The sequence below is a fragment of the Imbroritus primus genome (assembly GCF_964332355.1).
Lineage (GTDB): Bacteria > Pseudomonadota > Gammaproteobacteria > Burkholderiales > Burkholderiaceae > Imbroritus > Imbroritus primus.
The window spans coordinates 882,133-902,096 of record NZ_OZ201293.1 but is presented as its reverse complement, the minus strand read 5'-3'; the positions used below and the strand labels follow the sequence as shown (position 1 = coordinate 902,096).

20 protein-coding genes are annotated in these 19,964 nt (G+C 63.9%); all 20 read right to left on the bottom strand.

Features of this window, described 5'->3' with window-relative positions:
* Nucleotides 1-76: 76 nt before the first annotated feature.
* Nucleotides 77-574, bottom strand: coding sequence for a CvpA family protein (locus ACQ3C8_RS04105; RefSeq protein WP_009522033.1), 498 nt, complete (start codon nt 572-574; stop codon nt 77-79).
* Nucleotides 575-725: 151 nt separating this feature from the next.
* Complete coding sequence (locus ACQ3C8_RS04100; protein WP_428852551.1) at nt 726-1,397, bottom strand: SPOR domain-containing protein; 672 nt, start codon at nt 1,395-1,397, stop codon at nt 726-728.
* 118 nt (nt 1,398-1,515) lie between these two features.
* Entirely contained in the window at nt 1,516-2,817 is a 1,302-nt protein-coding gene (gene folC, locus ACQ3C8_RS04095; protein ID WP_428852550.1) for a bifunctional tetrahydrofolate synthase/dihydrofolate synthase, read from the bottom strand.
* 93 nt (nt 2,818-2,910) lie between these two features.
* Nucleotides 2,911-3,783: an acetyl-CoA carboxylase, carboxyltransferase subunit beta gene (gene accD / locus ACQ3C8_RS04090; RefSeq protein WP_009522030.1), complete on the bottom strand. Its 873-nt coding sequence runs from the start codon at nt 3,781-3,783 to the stop codon at nt 2,911-2,913.
* A gap of 10 nt (nt 3,784-3,793) precedes the next feature.
* The gene (gene trpA / locus ACQ3C8_RS04085; protein WP_009522029.1) at nt 3,794-4,606 is read right to left on the bottom strand and encodes a tryptophan synthase subunit alpha; all 813 of its coding nucleotides are present in this window, start codon (nt 4,604-4,606) and stop codon (nt 3,794-3,796) included.
* A 2-nt stretch (nt 4,607-4,608) separates the two neighbouring features.
* Nucleotides 4,609-5,463 (bottom strand): DNA-methyltransferase, encoded by an 855-nt coding sequence (locus tag ACQ3C8_RS04080; RefSeq protein WP_428852549.1) that lies wholly within the window; start codon nt 5,461-5,463, stop codon nt 4,609-4,611.
* Between the two features lie 20 nt (nt 5,464-5,483).
* The gene (gene trpB, locus ACQ3C8_RS04075; RefSeq protein WP_009522027.1) at nt 5,484-6,677 is read right to left on the bottom strand and encodes a tryptophan synthase subunit beta; all 1,194 of its coding nucleotides are present in this window, start codon (nt 6,675-6,677) and stop codon (nt 5,484-5,486) included.
* 78 nt (nt 6,678-6,755) lie between these two features.
* The gene (locus ACQ3C8_RS04070; protein ID WP_428852548.1) at nt 6,756-7,436 is read right to left on the bottom strand and encodes a phosphoribosylanthranilate isomerase; all 681 of its coding nucleotides are present in this window, start codon (nt 7,434-7,436) and stop codon (nt 6,756-6,758) included.
* On the bottom strand, nt 7,403-8,245 hold the full coding sequence (gene truA / locus ACQ3C8_RS04065) for a tRNA pseudouridine(38-40) synthase TruA (protein ID WP_428852547.1): 843 nt from the start codon (nt 8,243-8,245) through the stop codon (nt 7,403-7,405). Before truA ends, ACQ3C8_RS04070 begins: the two co-directional genes overlap by 34 nt.
* A gap of 96 nt (nt 8,246-8,341) precedes the next feature.
* Entirely contained in the window at nt 8,342-10,861 is a 2,520-nt protein-coding gene (locus ACQ3C8_RS04060) for a FimV/HubP family polar landmark protein (RefSeq protein ID WP_428852546.1), read from the bottom strand.
* 370 nt (nt 10,862-11,231) lie between these two features.
* Nucleotides 11,232-12,371: an aspartate-semialdehyde dehydrogenase gene (asd, locus tag ACQ3C8_RS04055; protein WP_428852545.1), complete on the bottom strand. Its 1,140-nt coding sequence runs from the start codon at nt 12,369-12,371 to the stop codon at nt 11,232-11,234.
* A gap of 355 nt (nt 12,372-12,726) precedes the next feature.
* A complete protein-coding gene (gene leuB / locus ACQ3C8_RS04050) occupies nt 12,727-13,794 on the bottom strand; it encodes a 3-isopropylmalate dehydrogenase (RefSeq protein ID WP_009522022.1) in 1,068 nt (355 codons plus the stop codon).
* A 21-nt stretch (nt 13,795-13,815) separates the two neighbouring features.
* On the bottom strand, nt 13,816-14,466 hold the full coding sequence (leuD, locus tag ACQ3C8_RS04045; protein WP_009522021.1) for a 3-isopropylmalate dehydratase small subunit: 651 nt from the start codon (nt 14,464-14,466) through the stop codon (nt 13,816-13,818).
* A 27-nt stretch (nt 14,467-14,493) separates the two neighbouring features.
* Nucleotides 14,494-14,616, bottom strand: coding sequence for an entericidin A/B family lipoprotein (locus ACQ3C8_RS04040; RefSeq protein ID WP_037029630.1), 123 nt, complete (start codon nt 14,614-14,616; stop codon nt 14,494-14,496).
* Nucleotides 14,617-14,632: 16 nt separating this feature from the next.
* Nucleotides 14,633-16,042 carry a 3-isopropylmalate dehydratase large subunit gene (leuC, locus tag ACQ3C8_RS04035; protein WP_428852544.1) on the bottom strand — a complete coding sequence of 470 codons (1,410 nt, stop codon included), beginning with the start codon at nt 16,040-16,042 and terminating at the stop codon, nt 14,633-14,635.
* 267 nt (nt 16,043-16,309) lie between these two features.
* The gene (locus tag ACQ3C8_RS04030; protein ID WP_428852543.1) at nt 16,310-16,927 is read right to left on the bottom strand and encodes a LysE family translocator; all 618 of its coding nucleotides are present in this window, start codon (nt 16,925-16,927) and stop codon (nt 16,310-16,312) included.
* A 78-nt stretch (nt 16,928-17,005) separates the two neighbouring features.
* Nucleotides 17,006-17,362 carry an antibiotic biosynthesis monooxygenase family protein gene (locus tag ACQ3C8_RS04025; RefSeq protein ID WP_428852542.1) on the bottom strand — a complete coding sequence of 119 codons (357 nt, stop codon included), beginning with the start codon at nt 17,360-17,362 and terminating at the stop codon, nt 17,006-17,008.
* 71 nt (nt 17,363-17,433) lie between these two features.
* Complete coding sequence (gene gltA / locus ACQ3C8_RS04020) at nt 17,434-18,735, bottom strand: citrate synthase (RefSeq protein ID WP_428852541.1); 1,302 nt, start codon at nt 18,733-18,735, stop codon at nt 17,434-17,436.
* A 43-nt stretch (nt 18,736-18,778) separates the two neighbouring features.
* The gene (locus ACQ3C8_RS04015) at nt 18,779-19,075 is read right to left on the bottom strand and encodes a succinate dehydrogenase assembly factor 2 (protein WP_009522017.1); all 297 of its coding nucleotides are present in this window, start codon (nt 19,073-19,075) and stop codon (nt 18,779-18,781) included.
* A 181-nt stretch (nt 19,076-19,256) separates the two neighbouring features.
* Nucleotides 19,257-19,961, bottom strand: coding sequence for a succinate dehydrogenase iron-sulfur subunit (locus tag ACQ3C8_RS04010; RefSeq protein ID WP_037029627.1), 705 nt, complete (start codon nt 19,959-19,961; stop codon nt 19,257-19,259).
* Nucleotides 19,962-19,964: the final 3 nt, after the last annotated feature.

Sequence of the window (19,964 nt, the reverse complement as noted above, 5' to 3'; positions counted from 1 at the left end):
GTACTACAAAATCTGGTAGGCAGTTTGCCAGCGCATGCCTTCACTCGTGCTGGCAACCCTGCCCCTTCGAGGTCCTTCACGCCTTCAGGTGCTGCCCCAGTTCGGGCGGCAGCCAGGGCCGCAGGACGTCCATGATCTGCACGATGGTGGGACGCGTCACCGCATCACGCCAGAACGGTTCCTCGGGCAGCTTGGTGAAACTACCCAGGGTCACCAGGAACAGCACGAGCACGACGCCGCGCAGCACGCCGAACACGAACCCCAGCCCGCGATCCGCGGGCTTGAGTCCGGTACTGGTCAGCAATTGCGCCAGCAGCGCCGACGCCAGTGCCGTACCGATCACGGTCATCACGAACAACAGTACGAAACCGGCCAGGGTGCGAACGAACGGACCGCCCGGCAGATTATCGGGCATCCAGCCTGCGGCCGTACCACTGTATGTATATGCGACCCAGAACGCGAGAATCCAGCCCGTCAGCGACAACACTTCGCGTACCAGTCCGCGCAGCACGCCGATCAGCCCGGACGCCAGCAGGACGAACAGCACCGCGTAGTCGAAGGTGGTCAGCAGCATCGGCACCCGGTGACGGAGTGAACGACGGACGGCCCATGTCCCTGCGCAGTCAGCGACCACAGCAGCGACGGTGCCCGGGTCGACTCACCAGGCGACACCGGGAAGGCGGCGAAATACAGGACAGACAGCGAGACAGGCATCGTGCCGGGCCTTACAGTTCGCGCACAATGGCGGTCAGGCCGATTGCCTTGACCTTCTTCTCGGCTTCCAGCGCGCTCTCGTGATCGTTGAACGGCCCGGCCCGCAGCAGGTTACGGTCACCGTCGGCCAGCTTCTTGTGTTCGATGTAATTGGGGATCTTGGCAGCACGCAGTTTGGCCTGCCAGTTCTTGGCGCGCTCCTCGCTCGAGAACGCGCCAATCAGAATGATGTACTTGCCCGATTTGGCGGGCGCTTCCGCCTTCGCGGGTGCATCGGCCTTGGCCGGCTCTTCCGAGGCCGGACGCTTGGACGGTTGTGCCACGGTCGGCGCCGGCACCACGGTTTCGCCGTCATCCAGTCCCTGGGCTGCCGGCGCATCGCGCTCGGCCGGGCGGGCCGGCGCTGGCGCAGTGCGGGCGCGTGCAGGCTCGGCGCGCGGCATGAGGACCGCGACGTCTTCGTTGACGGGTTTAGGCTGGCTTTCGAACAGCAACGGCAGGAAGATCACCGCCAGCAGCATCAGCACCACCGCGCCGATCAGGCGACGACGGGCACGCTGCTTCTGGGGCAGATCGGGATCAAGCATGTCGTCGTCCAGCACGGCTGACCTGCGGCCCCGGCTGGCGCGGCCCATCGGCTCATCGTCGGATTTGCGGGAGGAAAACAGCGAGAACAGGCCCATGAGTCGACTCGGTTTGCCAGCGCCACGACAGGATGGCGCGGCATGACACGCAGCAATATTGCCTTTCAGTTTACGCCCTCAACAGGCGCGCGTCGGGTTCGCCGCGAGGAGGCACCGATCAGCGCCCCGCGCTCCGTCGCCATGCCAGTACGCCGGCCACGGTGAAGAACGAACCAAAGACCACAATTCTATCATTTTCGCCCGCCCGTTTCAGGGCATCCTGGTATGCCAGTTCAGGCGCATCGAAGGTTGCGATGCTGTGGTCGGCGTCATCCGGCATGCCGGCCGCCACGAGAGCAGCGGCGAGCTGGGCCGGCTGGGCGGCGCGCGGCGTCGGCAAGCCTGTGACACACCAGTGATCGATCTTGTCGAGGAACGGCGCGATCACACCGGCAATGTCTTTGTCCTGCATAGCCCCGAACACCGCGTAGGTGTAGGGGAAAAAGCCCATGTTGTCGAGATTCTGCGCGAGCGCGGCCGCAGCATGCGGGTTATGCGCCACATCCAGCACGATGGCCGGCCGGCCCGGCAGGACCTGGAAGCGCCCTGGCAACTCGACAAAGGCCAGGCCATTGCGAATGTCCTGCGCGCTCACCGGCAGACGGTGGCGCATGGCCTGCAGCGCCGCCAGTGCGGCCGAGGCATTCAGCAACTGGTTGGCGCCGCGCAGGGCGGGATAGCCGAGCCCGCTCAGGCGGCGGCCGCGGCCGGCCCAGGCCCACTGTTGCTTGTCGCCCTGGAAATTGAAATCGCGGCCGGGCAGCCACAGGTCGGCGCCGAGTGCCTCCGCATGCTCCACGAGCGACGCGGGCGGTACTGGATCGCCACAGATGGCCGGCGCACCCGCACGGAAGATGCCGGCCTTCTCACGCGCAATCGCCTCGCGCGTATTGCCGAGATAGTTCGTGTGGTCGATATCGATGCTGGTGATGATGGCGCAGTCCGTGTCGATCACATTGACCGCATCGAGCCGCCCGCCCAGCCCGACCTCGAGGATCACGGCGTCCAGCCCGGACGCGGCGAACAGGTGCATGATCGCCAGCGTGGTGAATTCGAAGTATGTCAGGCTGACCGGTTGCGCGAGGCCGCTGCGCGCCCGCTCGACCGCTTCGAAATGCGGCAGCAGTTGGGCGTCGGTGGCGATCTCGCCATTCAGGCGCGCACGTTCGTTGAAATCGATCAGGTGCGGTGAGGTATGGCAGCCGACCTTATAGCCTGCCTCCAGCAGGATGCGCTCCAGCATGGCGCAGGTCGAGCCCTTGCCATTGGTACCGCCCACGGTGAACACCACGGCGTCGAGCCGCAGGCCGAGGGCTTCTTTGACCTGGGTGATGCGCCCAAGCCCCATGTCGATGCCGACCGGATGCGCGGTTTCGAGGTGCTGGAGCCAATCGGACAGGCTGGAATACGTCTGGGACATGGGAAACGCGCGGCTGCGGGAAGGAAAACGGGGCGGGGAGAAGAACTGGATGGGGTTCTCCGCCGAGACGGAGACCCCTCGGGTAGTGTGCGGTCAGGCGACCGCGTCGGCGGGCTGTTTTTGCAGCAGGGCCAGCAACTGGGCGATTTCGGTGCGCATCTGGCGCCGATCAACGATCATGTCGATGGCGCCCTTCTGCATCAGGAACTCGGCGCGCTGGAAGCCCTCCGGCAGTTTCTCGCGCACGGTCTGCTCGATGACGCGCGGGCCAGCAAAGCCGATCAGCGCCTTGGGCTCGGCGATGACCACGTCGCCAAGGAAGGCGAAGCTGGCCGACACACCACCCATGGTCGGATCGGTCAACACGCTGATGAACGGCAGCTTGGCTTCCGACAGCTTGTTCAGCATGGCTGTGGTCTTGGCCATCTGCATCAGCGACATCAGGCTTTCCTGCATGCGTGCGCCACCGGTGGCGCTCACGCAGATGAACGGCACTTTCTGCTCCAGCGCGGTCTGCGCGCCGCGCACAAAGCGCTCGCCCACCACCGAACCCATCGAACCGCCCATGAAGGCGAATTCGAAGCAGGCCACCACGACCGGCACGGTATGGATCGAGCCACCCATGACGACCATTGCATCGGTTTCGCCGGTGCTTTCCATGGCGTCCTTGATGCGATCGGGATACTTCTTCGTATCCTTGAACTTGAGCGCATCGACCGGCACGATTTCCTGGCCCAGCTCATAGCGGCCTTCGGCATCGAGCAGTGCATCGAGACGCTCGCGTGCGCCGATGCGCATATGGTGGTCGCACTTGGGACACACGTGCAGGTTCGCCTCGACATCGGTCCGGTACAGCACCGATTCGCATGCCGGGCACTTGACCCACAGGCCTTCCGGAATCCCCTTGCGGGAGGCCGGATCCGTCTGCTGGATCTTGGGAGGCAGGAGTTTGTCCAACCAGCTCATAGAGGCTCCTTTATTGAACGTTCGCGGCGCCGTCGAGGGCTTGCCGGATGTCCGAAATCAATGACCGGAGCGATTGTACCGCGTCCGGGCGTTCTGTCTCCTCCAACAGTTGCACGAGCCGGCTACCGATCACGACCGCATCGGCGACGCCACCAATGGCCTTGGCTGTGGCCGCATCGCGAATGCCGAAGCCCACGCCCACCGGCAGCGCAGCATGCTGCTTGATGTAGGGAATGCGCTCCGCCACGCTTTGCAGGTCGAGCGCGCCCGAACCGGTCACGCCCTTGAGCGAGACGTAGTAAATATAGCCGCTGGCAATACGCGCGACCTGCTGGATGCGTGCATCGGTCGAGGTCGGTGCGAGCAGGAAAATGGGATCGAGCCCGTGTGCGCGCATCGTCGCAGCAAACTCCTCGCACTCTTCCGGCGGATAGTCGACCACCAGCACGCCATCGACGCCAGCCGCCTGGGCCGCCTCGACGAATGCGGCAGCCCCCATGCGTTCGATCGGGTTGGCATAGCCCATCAGTACCACCGGCGTGGCGCTGTCGGTAGTGCGGAACTCGCGCACGAATTCCAGCACCTGCTTGAGGCTCACGCCCTGCGCGAGCGCCACTTCCGATGCACGCTGGATGACCGGACCGTCGGCCATCGGATCGGAGAACGGCACGCCAAGTTCGATCACGTCGGCGCCGCCCGCAACCAGGGCGTGCATCAGTTCGACCGTCATGTCGGGCGCCGGGAAGCCGGCCGTGATAAAGGGAATGAGGCCCTTGCGCTGTTGCGCGGCCAGAGCCTGGAAGGTTTGAGCGATTCTGGACATGATCAGGAATTGGAAGCCAGCGGGGAAGTCAATGACACCGCCGCCGGTACAGGTGAAGGGGTCACTGCGCCAGCCGGTGCGGCGGCAGTGCATGCGCCGGGGGCGCATGCCGCATCGATCCGCTGCCGGGCATCGGCGCAGTACTCGGGGTTGATCTCAAAGCCGGTGAAGGCGCGGCCATGCCGCACACAGGCCACACCGGTGGTACCGCTGCCCATGAAGGGATCGAGCACCAGCCCGCCGCGCGGGCAACTGGCAAGCACCATGCGCTCGATCAGTTCGAGCGGCTTCTGCGTGGGATGGTCGGCGCGCTCCGGATCCTGGCGATGGATGCGCGAGATGCTCCAGACATCCTTGGGGTTATAGCCGACCTCAAGCCATTTCTTGCCCTCGAAGCGCGGCCGGCTCCGCGCCTTCTTGGTTTCCGCGTCGTACGGCACGCGCACGGCATCGAGGTCGAAGTAGTAGTTTTTGGCGCGGACGAAAAAGCCGATATTGTCGTGCACCGAGGAGTAACGGCGCGTACTGCCGCCCATGCTCGGCACGCGGCGGTCCCAGATGATCTCGTTCATCATGGTCATGCGCTGCTTGAGCAGGACGAACAGTTCGGGGGCGTATTGCCAGGTACAGAACACGTACAGCGAACCGGTCTCGCGCAGCTTGGGCAGCACGGCATCGATCCACGCCGCCGACCAGTCGAGATAGGCCACGCCCGACAGCTTGTCGGAATCGTTGCCGTAATCCTTGCCCAGGCCGTACGGAGGATCGGCGACCACAAGATCGACCGATCCATCCGCCACGCGCTGGATGCCCGTCAGGACATCCTCGTTAAACACATGATGTGCCAGCGCGTGCATGGGCATGTCGCCTGCGCAGTTCACCAGGCCACGCCGGCGCGCTGCGCCACGGTGTGCATGTCCTTGTCGCCGCGTCCGGAGAGGTTGACTAGCAGGATCTGGTCCTTCGGCAGCGTCGGCGCATACTTGCGGGCATAGGCGAGCGCATGGCTGCTTTCGAGTGCGGGGATGATGCCCTCGATGCGGCAGCAGTCATGGAAGGCCTGCAAGGCTTCTTCGTCATCGATGCAGACATACTCGGCGCGCTTGCTGTCCTTGAGCCAGGCGTGCTCGGGACCCACACCGGGGTAATCGAGGCCGGCGGAGACCGAATGTGTCTCGATCACCTGGCCGTTCTCGTCCTGCAGCAGGTAAGTGCGGTTGCCGTGCAGCACGCCCGGCGAACCCATCGTCAGCGAGGCGGAGTGGCGGCCCGTGCCGAGCCCGTCGCCAGCCGCCTCGACGCCAATCAGGCGCACGTCGGGCAGGTCGATATACGGATGGAAAATGCCCATGGCATTCGAGCCGCCGCCGACACAGGCAATCACCGCATCGGGTTGGCGGCCAGCCAGTTCGGGCATCTGCACCTTGCACTCCTCGCCGATCACGCACTGGAAGTCACGCACCATCATCGGATACGGATGCGGGCCCGCCACGGTGCCAATAATGTAGAACGTGTTCTCGACGTTCGTCACCCAGTCACGCATCGCTTCGTTGAGCGCGTCCTTGAGGGTCTTCGAGCCCGATTCCACCGGCACCACCTTCGCGCCCAGCAGGTTCATGCGGTATACGTTCTGGGCCTGGCGGCGCACGTCCTCGGCGCCCATGTAGACCACGCATTCCATGCCATAGCGGGCGGCGATCGTGGCCGTGGCCACGCCGTGCTGGCCGGCGCCGGTTTCGGCGATGACGCGCGGCTTGCCCATGCGGCGTGCCAGCATGGCCTGGCCGATGACGTTATTGATCTTGTGCGCGCCGGTATGGTTCAGGTCTTCGCGCTTGAGGTAGATCTGGGCGCCACCGAGCTCGCGGCTCCAGCGCTCGGCGTGATAGACCGGCGACGGCCGGCCGACGAAGTGCTTAAGCTCGCGGTGGAATTCAGCGAGGAATTCCGGATCGTGCTGATATCTGGCGTAGGCGTCGCGCAGCTCATCCAGCGCGCTCACCAGCGTTTCGGACACGAAACTGCCACCATAGGGGCCAAAATGGCCACGGGTATCGGGCAAATCGTACATGAGGGTCTCTTTTGCGGGGCCGGCACGCGCTGGGCATGCCGGCAGGTTCAGCCGGTGCGGAAGATGGCGATACGCCGGTCAGGCGAGCGCAGCATCCGCGGCACGCACCGCCTGCACAAAGGCAGTGATGCGCGCATGATCTTTGATCCCTTTGGACGACTCCACGCCGCTGCTCACATCCACGGCACAGGGTCGCACGCGCTCAATCGCGCCAGCGACGTTTTGCGCGTTCAACCCACCACTCAAAACGAGCCGAGGAGCGGCGCGCTGGGCGGGTGAAGGATGAAAAGGATCCAGCCATGGCTGTGGAATCAGTGTCCAGTCGAAAACGTGGCCGCCTCCGCCATACCCCTCGACAAAAGCGTCGAGCAGCAATGCGGTCGCGGCATCATAGTCCTTGGCGAATTCTACCAAATCGAGGCCCGGCCTGACACGGGCGGCGCGCATGAACGGCAAACGGGCAGCACGCGATACCTGCAGGCACTGCGCCGGCGTCTCATCCCCATGGAACTGAAGTAACGCCAACGGCACTTCAGACACGGTCTGCAGCACCGTTGCCTCGTCGGCATTGACGAACAGTCCGACCGTCGAGACAAATGGCGGCACCTCGCGTGCCAGCCGGGCGGCTTGCGCCGGCGTCACATGGCGGGGACTGCCAGGATAGAACACGAAACCGACAGCGTCGGCGCCGGCCTCGACCGCCGCCGCCACGTCCGCCTCGCGCGTCAGGCCGCAGATCTTGATGCGGGTGCGGGACATGCGTCGAACACTCCATAGAACAGGCTAGCCGCCAGATCAGGCTCTGGCAGCACGAAGGTGTCAGGATACCCCACTCGGGCAAGGTAAAGCCCGTCCGGCATGAAGGTGGGTGCCGCCACGGTCCGGTCCCGGCCTTCGAGCAGTTCACGCATCCAGTCCGGGCCTGCACGGCCCCGGCCGATGGCCACGAGGCAGCCCATGAGATTACGCACCATGTGGTGCAGGAAGGCGCTGGCACGAAACCGTAGGAAGACCCACTGGCCGCGCGGCACGATGGTCACGTCATAGCAGGTCTTGACCGGCGACCTGGCCTGGCAGTCCGCTGCGCGGAAGGCGGAAAAATCGTGCTCGCCAAGCAGGTGGCGGGCCGCTTCGACCATGGCCGTGCAATCGAGCGTCACGCCGGGCGGCAGCATCTGGTAACCGGCGCGGCCATGCAGCAACGGCACGCGCGTCGGGCCGGTATAAAGAGCGTAGTAGTACATCCGCTCGGTCGCGGCAAACCGCGCGTGAAAATCGTCCGTGACCGGGGTCGCCCACTGCACGGCCACGGACGGCGGCAGAAAGGCATTGACCCCACGCACCCAGGAAAACGGCTCGCGCGTCAGCGCGGTATCGAGATGGACCACTTGCCCGAGGGCATGGACGCCGGTATCGGTCCGGCCAGCCACCGTGGCGGCCACGGGCATGCCGGTAAACTGCTGCAAGGCGGCTTCGAGTGTGTCCTGCACGGTATTGCGATGGGGCTGCGATTGCCAGCCGTTGAAGCTGGCGCCGTCGTACTGGATACCGAGTGCGATGCGTGTCATGGCACGGAGTATAAGGGCAAAAACACAATGCGCCGGACACCCTGCACGGGGACCGGCGCATTGCACGGTTGAGCGGTACCCGGTGGTACCGGTCGGTCAGCCAAGCTGGGCGAGCAACCCCTCGGCTTCGGCGCGCAGGGCGCCATCGGCCTGCCCGATGACTTCCTGCAGCAGTTCACGGGCACCTTCCTTGTCACCGATCTCGACGTAGGCCTTGGCCAGATCGAACTTGATGTGCAATTCCTGCGAGGCTCCGGTTCCAGTGTCGCTGGGCAGCGTCAAAGGCCCCAGTGGCTCGTCCGTCATGCGGACCGTGCTGCCTTGCGCAGCGCCCTCGCCCAGGCGGCTGGTGCTGCTCGTCGGCAGGTCGTCGCTCAGGTCGAGCGAGATGCCGGACAGGTCGATGTCAAGCGGCCGGGTCTCCGGATTCACTGGCAACGTCATGTCGCCGGCATCCAGGCGTACCGGCGGCAGGCCGCCGGGGGTGTCGTCGCTGGCCGGGGACATCGACGGCGATGCACCGAGCTGCGACGCCGGAAATGCATCAAGCGGCAGCTCAAGATCACCCAGAGCCAGCGGCTTGGTATGTCCATCGAGCGCGGGGTCGGCAGTCAGCCATTCATCGCCATCCAGGCGCATCGCCGTATCGTCGCCTGCATCCACGCGATCCACGCCACCGGTGTAGGCGACTGCGCCTGCGCCAGCGGTACCGATCACGCCCCCGCCAGCCGTATACAGCGGGTTGGCCGGCTCCAGTTTCAGGCCAAGTGCCGCGGCTTGCGCCCACTCGGGGCCAATACCCTTGGTTTGCGCGTGCATCACCTCGGCCTGCGCATTGAATCCGGCAACGTCCTGCCGGTTTGCATAGATTTCCAGCAGCTTCAGCCGCACGGCCTGACGCTCCGGCTGGCGCTCCAGCGCTTCACGCAGGATTTCCTCTGCCTGGATATCGCGTCCGTAGGCAATGTAGACATCTGCCTCGGCCACCGGATCCACTTCATTGGCCTCCGCCGTCGTGCTGGCGAGCCGGAAGTCGGAGCCGAACACGCTGTGCTGCGAGGTATCGACGCTCTGCCCGCCGGGAGCGCCAAACAGGGAGTTCGCGCCACCCATGACCGTGCTTTCCTGTGACAGCAGGCTGTCCTCGAAACCACCCTGGGCATCGGCGCCTTCGGCCCGCCGGCGGCGCAGCCAGACAAAAGCGCCCACCAGCGCCAGCAGTGCGGCGATCGCGGCCAGCATCACTGGGTTGTTCATGAGGCTGGCGAAGAAACCCGGCTCCGCTGGTTGGGCGGGGACCGGTGTGACTGCCGGCGCAGGTACGGCCGGCGCAGGTACGGCCGGTGCGGGGGCGATGGCCGGCGCGGGGGCGGCCGTTTCGGAAGCGGGTGCCGCGCCTGCCTGTGCCTCGCGGGCAGCAGCGGCACCGCTCGCCTGGGCGGCTGCAACAGGCGCGGCGGCAACCGCCGAAGCCGCTGTCGCCGGAACAGCCGGCACGGTCAGCGCTCCTGCATCAGTCGGAGCGGCGCCGCGTTGCGTGGTCGCACCAGCAGTTCCCGGCGGCGCTTCGCCGTTCTTCAGAGTCACGAGCCGCTGCAGGTCGGCGAGATTCTTTTCCAGTTGTGCCAGGCGTTCCTGCGCTTCCTTCAAGGCGCGGTCCTTGGCAATCAGTTCTTCGTTGACCGCGGCCAGGCTGTTGCGGCCATCGCGTTCGGCGCGGCTGAGCGTCAGTTCGTCACGCGCACCTCCGCCCGGCACCGCCTGATCCTGGACCCGGGCCGTGACACGCCCGCTGCGTTGCCGCGCCGTCTCGCTGTCGGCCGACGGGGTCGCCGACGATGCAAGCCGGTCACGATAGCCGCCGAAGCCCTGCGTATGGGCAATCACCTCGCGCCGCGCAGTGGTGGCGGGCACTTCACGCGCCTGGGTAGTGGAGGGAATTTTCAGGACTGCACCGGCTTTCAGGCGGTTGATATTGCCGCCGATGAATGCCGAGGGGTTGTTCCGGTACAGCGACAGCAACATTTGATCGAGCGAGACGGCATCCTGTGTCTGCGCCGCATCGGCGGCAATGCCGTACAGGCTGTCGCCGCGCTGGACGGTGTAGCTGCCGCCGGCAGCCGCGGCTTGCCGCGCGGTGTTCCCAGTGGTTGCGCGTGCAGGACGCGGTGCCGCCTGGGGCGCCGGCGCACTGCGGCGCGCACTGTCCGGCAGGACAGGCGCCATGACACCGGGGGCGACAGCTGACGACGTGACCGCCGGCGCCGGGGCCTTCGAACCGGCAGGATCGAGCAGGAACGTATAGGCGCGCGAGACCCGGCCACTGGCCCAGCTCATGTCCACCAGGATATCGACAAACGGCTCGTTCACGGGCTGCGCGGAACGCACGTAGGCGACGTAGCTGCCGGACGCGCGGCGTTCCAGCTGGACGCGCAGGTTGCCGACGATCGGGTGGTAGGTCAGGCCCGCGGCCCGGTAAGCATCAGCCGAGGCGAGGCGAACCGCCAGGTTCTGCGCCTCGTCGGCCGTCACGCCAGTGATGTCGATCTCGGCCTGCAGCGGCTGCCCGAGATTGGACTGCACACGCAGCGGGCCGAACCCTGCGGCATGTGCCATGGCGGGCCCGATCAGCAGGCCAAGCGCAGTCAGCGCCAGGGTGGGCCAATGCGGGGCATTTGTTGTCGTCTTTGTCCGGCGCGTTTTGCTTAGCCTCACCTTTTGCTCCGTCTGATCAAATGTGCACAGCGAAATTAGCATCGCAAGGGATAGGCAGCAAGCAGCACTCGAGCTTGACCCCGCCGCAGGACAATCCGCACCTGGCGATTGCCTGCCCTCCCCTGTCTATTTTTTCTCACCGCTATTCTGGCCTATCGCACCTGCCAGATGCGTATCGACCATACAGAAACGCCGCCCCAGCGGGCGGCGTTTCTGCAAATCATAACGTTTTGTTGCCTATCAGCAACGTTATCACTCGATCAGTATGCAATCAACGTTCGATCAGGATACGCAGCATGCGGCGCAGCGGCTCGGCCGCGCCCCACAGCAACTGGTCGCCGACGGTAAAGGCGCTGAGATACTCCCCGCCCATCTGCATCTTGCGCAGTCGACCCACCGGGATCGTCAACGTGCCAGTCACCGCAGCCGGCGTGAGGTCAGTCATACTGGCCTCGCGCGTATTTGGCACCACCTTGGCCCACGGATTGTGGTCCGCCAGCATACCGGTGATCTCGTCGAGAGGGACATCCTTGCGCAGCTTGATGGTCAGCGCCTGCGAGTGGCAACGCATGGCGCCAATGCGCACGCACAGGCCATCGACCGGGATCGCTGCCGCACCGCCGCTGATGCCGCGACCGAGAATCTTGTTGGTTTCCGCGCCGCCCTTCCATTCCTCGCGCGACACACCGTTGCCCAAGTCCTTGTCGATCCAGGGAATCAGGTTGCCGGCCAGCGGCACGCCGAACTGCTTGGTTTCATCAGCGGACAGGCCGTGCTGGGTCGCAAGGATCTGGCGGTCGATCTCGAGGATCGCGGACGCCGGATCGTCCAGCAGCGGACGCACCGAGGCGTTGAGCGTGCCGAACTGGGTCAGCAGCTCGCGCATGTGTTGCGCGCCGCCACCCGACGCCGCCTGGTAGGTCATGGAGGTCATCCACTCGACCAGATCGTTGGCGAACAGGCCACCGAGGCCCATCAGCATGCAGCTGACCGTGCAGTTGCCGCCGATGTAGTTCTTGGTGCCCTTGGCCAGCGCGTCCTTGATAACGTTCTGGTTGACCGGATCAAGCACGATCACGGCGTCTTCCTGCATGCGCAGCGAGGAAGCGGCATCGATCCAGTAGCCGTTCCAGCCGGCTGCGCGCAGCTTGGGGAACACCGCGGTAGTGTAGTCGCCGCCCTGCGCGGTCAGGATCACGTCGCAGCGCTTGAGCGCGTCGATGTCATTGGCGTCCTGGAGCTTGGTCTCGTTCTTGGTGACGGTCTTGCCGCCAATCTGCGGAACATTGCCGCCAGCATTGCTGGTACTGAAGAACACCGGTTCGATATGGTCGAAATCGCCCTCTTCCTGCATGCGCTGCATGAGAACACTGCCGACCATCCCGCGCCAACCCACGAGACCTACTAACATGATTCACCTCAGATGAATGAACTTCCCCGCACTTTTCGCCCGGCGTGTCCGCCCGGGGAAGATTTTGCGGGCACGACGGACGATTAGCGGGTAATCGCTTTCTTGGTAATGGTTTTAATCGTCGTCGCAATCGTGACATGGCCGCGCGCCGTCACGCCAGCCGTTGCGAGACGGGCGAAAGCGGGACGGGAAAAAACCGGGGTGCGGACCATGCCAGCGAGTTTACACGATTTTTGGCCGTGCATGCACGCTTGCAGCGGCCGGGATCGTCGGAGATGCGCGATCGACGCGACGATCGAACCGGCGCGGTGGTGGCCCGCAGCGCCGCAACCGGCCGATCGCTTCTCCAGCAACCTTACAGCGCTGCCAGCACTGCCTCGCCCATCTCGCGTGTGCCAACCTGCTTGCAGCCCGGCGTGAGGATGTCGCCCGTACGGTAGCCCTGTGCCAGCACCTTCTTGACCGCATTTTCGATACGGTCCGCCTGCTCGGCGCGGTTGAGCGTGTAGCGCAGCATCATGGCCGCCGACAGGATGGTGGCCAACGGATTGGCCACGCCTTTGCCGGCGATGTCGGGAGCCGAACCGTGCGACGGCTCGTACAGGCCCTTGTTGTTGGCATCGAGCGATGCCGAGGGCAGCATGCCGATCGAACCGGTCAGCATCGCTGCCTCGTCCGACAGGATATCGCCGAACATGTTGCCGGTGACGATCACGTCGAAGTTCTTCGGCGCTTTCACCAGCTGCATGGCGGCGTTGTCGACGTACATGTGCGTCAGTTCGACTTCCGGATACTCCTTGTGCACGTCGATGACCACATCCTTCCAGAACTGGAAGGTCTCCAGCACATTGGCCTTGTCGACGCTGCACAGCTTCTTGCCGCGCTTGGCGGCAGCCTGGAAGGCGACATGGGCGATGCGGCGGATTTCCGGCTCGCTGTAGCGCATCGTGTCGAAGCCTTCGCGCGTACCGGGGAACCAGCCATCGGTGGCCGTGCGTACGCCGCGCGGCTGGCCAAAGTAGATATCGCCGTTCAGTTCGCGAATGATGAGGATGTCGAGACCGGCCACGATTTCCGGCTTGAGGCTCGATGCCGCCGTGAGTTCGGGGTAGCAGATGGCCGGACGGAAGTTGGCAAACAGCTGCAGGTGCTTGCGCAGTCCGAGGATGGCCTGCTCCGGACGCAGTTCGCGTGCCAGGCTGTCGTATTTCCAGTCGCCCACTGCACCAAACAGGATGGCATCCGCCTCCTTGGCCAGCTTGAGCGTGCCTTCCGGCAGCGGATGGCCTTCGGCTTCATAACCCGCGCCGCCCACCGGCGCGGTTTCCATTTCGAACGATTCGCCTAGCGCGTTCAATACCTTGACGGCTTCGGCAACGATTTCGGGACCAATGCCGTCACCCGGCAACACTGCGATTTTCATGAAGCTTCCTGCAAAAAGAGATCAGCGAACCAGACGGTGCCCAAGCCAGGGCATCTTCGCGAGGCGCTCGGCCTCGTAGGCCTTGATTTTGTCGGCATAGCGCAGCGTCAGGCCGATGTCATCGAAACCGTTCAGCAGGCAATACTTGCGGAACGGCGCGATATCAAAGCCGTATTCCGTGCCATCGGCTGCAACCACGCACTGGCGCTCAAGATCGATGGTCACCCGGTAGCCCGGGAATGCAAACGTCTCGTTGAACAGGTGATCGACCTGCTGCTCGCTCAACACGATCGGCAGCAATCCGTTTTTGTAGCTGTTGTTGAAGAAGATATCGGCGAAGCTCGGCGCGATGATGGCGCGAAAGCCGTATTGCGTGAGCGCCCAAGGCGCGTGCTCGCGCGAGCTGCCACAGCCGAAGTTCTTGCGTGCCAGCAGCACCGAAGCGCCCTGGTAGCGCGGCTGGTTCAGTACGAAGTCCGGGTTCAGCGGGCGCTTGCTGTTATCCATACCGGGTTCGCCGACATCTTTGTAGCGCCATTCGTCGAACAGGTTGGGACCGAAGCCGGTCCGCTTGATCGACTTCAGAAACTGCTTCGGGATGATCGCATCGGTATCGACGTTCTCGCGATCAAGGGGCGCGACCAGCCCCGTATGTAATACAAATTTTTCCATCATTCGACCTTCATGTGCCGCCCGCGCTCAGCGCTTGGCGGCATTCTCGAGTTTCTGGCCCGCTGCCTGGGTATCGCGACCGAGGCCAGCCATGGTGTTGCAGCCCGCCAGCACGGCAAGCGTCAGCAGGGAAAGGAAGAAGCGTTTCACTCTTGTCTCCTTGAACTTAGACCAGTTTACGGACATCGACGAAGTGACCCTCGATGGCAGCAGCAGCCGCCATCGCAGGACTGACCAGATGCGTGCGGCCGCCGGCACCCTGGCGGCCCTCGAAATTGCGGTTCGAGGTCGAGGCGCAGCGCTCGCCCGGATCGAGGCGGTCGGCGTTCATGGCCAGGCACATCGAGCAGCCCGGCTCGCGCCATTCGAATCCAGCCGCGACGAAGATCTTGTCCAGGCCTTCGCGCTCGGCTTGTTCCTTGACCAGGCCCGAGCCCGGCACGACCATCGCCAGCTTGACGTTGGATGCGAGCTTGCGGCCCAGCTTCTGCACTACCCAAGCGGCGGCGCGCATATCTTCGATGCGGCTGTTGGTGCACGAGCCGATGAAGACCTTGTCGATCCGGATATCCGTCACCGGCACGTTCGGCTGGAGGCCCATATAGGCGAGCGCACGCTCCATGGCACTGCGCTTGTTCGGATCCTTTTCCTTATCGGGATCCGGCACGCGGTCCTCGATGCTCACCACCATTTCCGGCGACGTGCCCCAGCTGACTTGCGGACGGATGTCCTCGGCGCGCAGCTGCACGACGTGGTCGAAATGCGCGCCTTCGTCGCTGTGCAGCGTCCGCCAGTACTGCACAGCCTGCTCGAACTCCGGACCGCTCGGAGCGAACGGGCGGTTTTTCACGTACTCGAGCGTGGTGTCGTCCACCGCCACCAGGCCAGCGCGCGCACCAGCCTCGATGGCCATGTTGCAGACCGTCATGCGACCTTCCATGGTGAGGCCGCGAATGGCCGAGCCGGCGAACTCGATGGTGTAGCCGGTACCGCCCGCCGTGCCGATCTTGCCGATCACGGCCAGCACAATGTCCTTGGCCGTGCAGCCGCGTGGCAGCACGCCCTCCACGCTGACGAGCATGTTCTTGCTCTTTTTCATCAGCAGCGTCTGCGTCGCCAGCACGTGCTCCACTTCCGACGTGCCGATGCCGAATGCCAGCGCACCGAACGCGCCGTGCGTGCTGGTATGCGAATCGCCGCACACCACCGTCATGCCGGGGAGGGTCGCGCCCTGTTCCGGACCGATGACATGCACAATGCCCTGGCGACGGTCGTTCATCTTGAACTGGGTGATGCCGAATGCATCGCAGTTGGCATCGAGCGTATCGACCTGCAGTTTGGACACCGGATCGGCAATGCCATGGCTGCGATCGGTGGTCGGCACGTTATGGTCGGACACGGCCAGGTTGGCGCTGATACGCCATACCGGGCGATCCGCCATTTTCAGGCCTTCGAAAGCCTGCGGGCTGGTGACTTCGTGCAGCAGTTGGCGATCGATGTAGAGCACCGTGGTGCCATCGTCTTCCACATGCACGACGTGTGCATCCCAGAGTTTGTCGTAGAGTGTTTTTGCCATGATGAAATCGGGAAACCGGCACTTATCCGCCCGTTGCGCTACCCTGCAGGCAGCGTGCGGCGATGCCGGTCGGAACCATGATTGGGGACCGTTTGATTATGCCATACGGCCTCATGCATCATGCTCCCACACAGGCCGAAAAAGCGCCCCGGCCTACCGTGATTCACGATAAGGGGTTTCGTTGGCGGCTCACGGCTGGCTCAGGCGAAGCATCGGCCACGGGCAACAGAGGCAGGTCTTCCGGCTGATGCGGGACAATCGTCTCGCTCAGGCTTCGCGCCGCGCGAGTGCCAGGAACGCCCCCAGCCCCAGCATCGTGATGCCGGACACTCGCGTCAGCAGCCGTGCGCGGGCGGCACGGGCTGCACCCGACTTCAGCAATCGGCCGGTGCCGAAGACCGCGATGACATCGACGCATGTGTTGAGCAGCACGCAAATCGTCCCGAGCAACGCAAGCTGCGGGATCACGGCCTCGCCAGGCGAGACGAACTGGGGAAGGAACGCCAGAAAGAACAGCGCGGTCTTGACGTTCAGCGCCTCGACGACAATGCCCTCGCCCAGCGCCCGCCTTACCCCCTGCGCCGAGACCGGCGTCACCGTGAACGTCGACTCCTTGCGCAGCAGCAGGCGAAGGCCCAGGTAGGCCAGATAGGCCGCGCCGAGATACTTGACCAGGCTGAAGAGCACGGCCGATTGCGCAACGATCAGCGACAGGCCGAGCGCCGCTGCCAGCACATGGAGCAAGCCGCCAAGCGCGGTGCCGAAGCATGAGGCCAGGCCTTCCGCACGACCGCCGGCGACGGTGCGCGCGACCACATAGGCCATGCCCGGACCAGGCGTCACGGCAAGAACGACGGCTGCGATCAGGAAAGCGAGGAATGACATGGCGGCATCATCCGGCATTGAGCGTTGGAAGCAGTTCCTTCATGGCGGTGCAAAGACGGCCGGGCAGCACGGCGCTTTTCATTGGTGATCCCGCGGCCGAGGGCTCGCCAGCTGCCCCAGATGGGCCAGCGGATGCGGAATCCCGCCATCGCCATAGGATCCGACCACCTGTGCGATGACCACATGATAGCCGTTGAGCCATTGTGCCTGTTGCCGCTTGGCCTCCAGATGGGCGGGATGTCGCATGAGCGCCTCCAGGCTTTCCATGGTTTCCCAGTAGTACACATTGGAAACGAGCCCCGTCGACGGGTTCTCCCAGCTTTCTTCACCGAGATAGCCGGGGATCGATCTGGCTGCCTCGGCAATGGCCTGGTCCAGGGCGTGGAACGCGTCATCGAACTGGCCGACGGCAAAGGTGAACGTGGATGTGTACATGGCTTGAAACAAAAAAGCCCCTGCGGCCGAACGGCACGCAGGGGCGCAGAGACATGCCGCTCAGGCGGGGATCAGCGCTTGCCGATCTCCGGCACGTCGCGCGACACGGCGCCGACGAACAGCTGGCGCGGACGGCCGATCTTGTATTCCGGATCGGTGATCATCTCTTCCCACTGTGCAATCCAGCCCACGGTACGTGCCAGGGCGAAGATGCAGGTGAACAGCGAGGTCGGGATGCCCAGCGCGCGCTGCACGATACCCGAGTAGAAGTCGACATTCGGGTACAGCTTGCGGCTGACGAAGTATTCGTCTTCCAGCGCGATCTTCTCGAGCTGCATGGCGAGCTTGAACAGCGGATCGTTTTCCAGACCCAGTTCGCCCAGCACTTCGTGGCAGGTTTCGCGCATCAGCTTGGCACGCGGGTCGTAGTTCTTGTACACGCGGTGGCCGAAGCCCATCAGGCGCACGCCGCTGTTCTTGTCCTTGACCTGCTTGACGAACTCGCTGATGTTGTCGACGCTACCGATCTGCTCGAGCATGTTCAGCGCAGCTTCGTTCGCGCCACCGTGAGCCGGGCCCCACAGGCAGGCCACGCCCGAGGCGATGGCCGCGAACGGGTTGGTACCCGACGAACCGGCCAGGCGCACGGTCGAGGTCGAGGCGTTCTGCTCGTGATCGGCGTGCAGGATGAAGATGCGGTCGAGGGCGCGCTCGAGCACCGGGTTGACCGTGTAGTCTTCGCACGGCGTACCGAACATCATGCGCATGAAGTTGCCGGTGTACGACAGGCTGTTCTGCGGATAGATGTACGGCTGGCCGATGTTGTACTTGTAGGACATCGCCACCAGGGTCGGCATCTTGGCGATCAGGCGGATGGCCGAGATTTCACGCTGATGCGGATCGGCAATGTCCATGGCGTCGTGGTAGAACGCGCTCATGCCGCCCACCAGGCCCGTCAGCACCGCCATCGGGTGCGCGTCGCGGCGGAAGCCGCGCATGAAGAGCTGCATCTGCTCGTGCACCATGGTGTGGTGCATGACCGTATCCACGAACTCTTCTTTCTGCTTGGCGTTCGGCAGTTCACCCTTCAGCAGCAGGTAGCAGACTTCGAGGAAGTCGCAGTTCACGGCCAGTTGCTCGATGGGGTAGCCGCGATACAAAAGTTCACCTTTATCACCATCGATATAGGTTATCTTCGAGTTGCACGAAGCCGTGGACATGAAACCCGGGTCATACGTGAACTTGCCGGTCTGACCGTACAGCTTCCGGATATCAATCACATCCGGCCCGACAGTGCCCTTGTACATGGGCATGTCAACGCTCGGCGTACCATCGGAAAACGATAGTGTGGCTTTCACTTCGGACGGCGTCATGTCTCGTTCCTTCTTCATGCTATTAATGTTTAAGGTCTGATACTCAGACTGAGCGCAGCTGTGTCAGCAGCTTGCGAATCTCAGGAGTATCGAGGGGCGGCTCGAGTTGCTTGCGCTCAAGCAACAGGTCCATCAACTCGTAATCGGGCAGATCGAGAATCCGGTCGAGCGCTTCAATGTCCGTATCGGACAATTCGGTTTCGTAGCGGTTGAAGAACCGCTCGATAATCAGGTCGTTCTCCAGCAATCCGCGTCGCGCACGCCACCGCAGCCGCGCGCGCCGGCGCGGATCGGACTGGTGCGAAAATCCCGGTGTCCCGGGGAGAGCTGGTTCAGTCATGCGTCTTCCTTGCAAACCCGCCATCTGGCCGCCCCGTCAACACGGAACCCCAGGCGGCGGGTTTTTGCCTTGCGACCCCAGGGGCCAATCAGAATGAGCGATGGGTCCGGTAGCGACGGACCGTACAGGCGTACGGCGCAGCCGCTTCAGAAAACCCGCGTCACTCCGATCGCATCGCCCCTTAGACCGCGCGGCGGACCATCAGCTCCTTGATCTTGCCGATGGCCTTGGTCGGGTTGAGTCCCTTCGGACACACATCCACACAGTTCATGATGCTGTGGCAGCGGAACAGGCGGTACGGATCCTCAAGGTTGTCCAGACGTTCGCTGGTGGCTTCGTCGCGCGAGTCGGCGATGAAGCGATAGGCCTGCAGCAGGCCGGCGGGGCCGACGAACTTGTCCGGATTCCACCAGAACGACGGGCACGACGTCGAGCAGCTTGCGCACAGAATGCACTCGTACAGGCCATCGAGCTCGTCACGTTCCTCGGGCGACTGCAGCCGCTCTTTCTCGGGCGGCGGATTGTCGTTGATGAGGTACGGCTTGATCGAATTGTACTGCTTGAAGAACTGCGTCATGTCGACGATCAGGTCGCGCACTACGGGCAGGCCAGGCAGCGGGCGCAGCACGATTTTTTCGGGCAGTTCGCGCATATTGGTCAGGCAGGCCAGACCATTCTTGCCATTGATATTCATGGCGTCAGAACCGCACACGCCTTCGCGGCAGGAGCGACGGAAGGCGATCGTCTCGTCGAGCTTCTTCAGCTTGACCAGCGCGTCGAGCAGCATGCGCTCATGGCCGTCGAGCTCAAGCTCGTACGTCTGCATGCGCGGCGCAGAATCCTGATCGGGATCGTAACGATAAACTTCAAAGATACGTTTCATAATGTG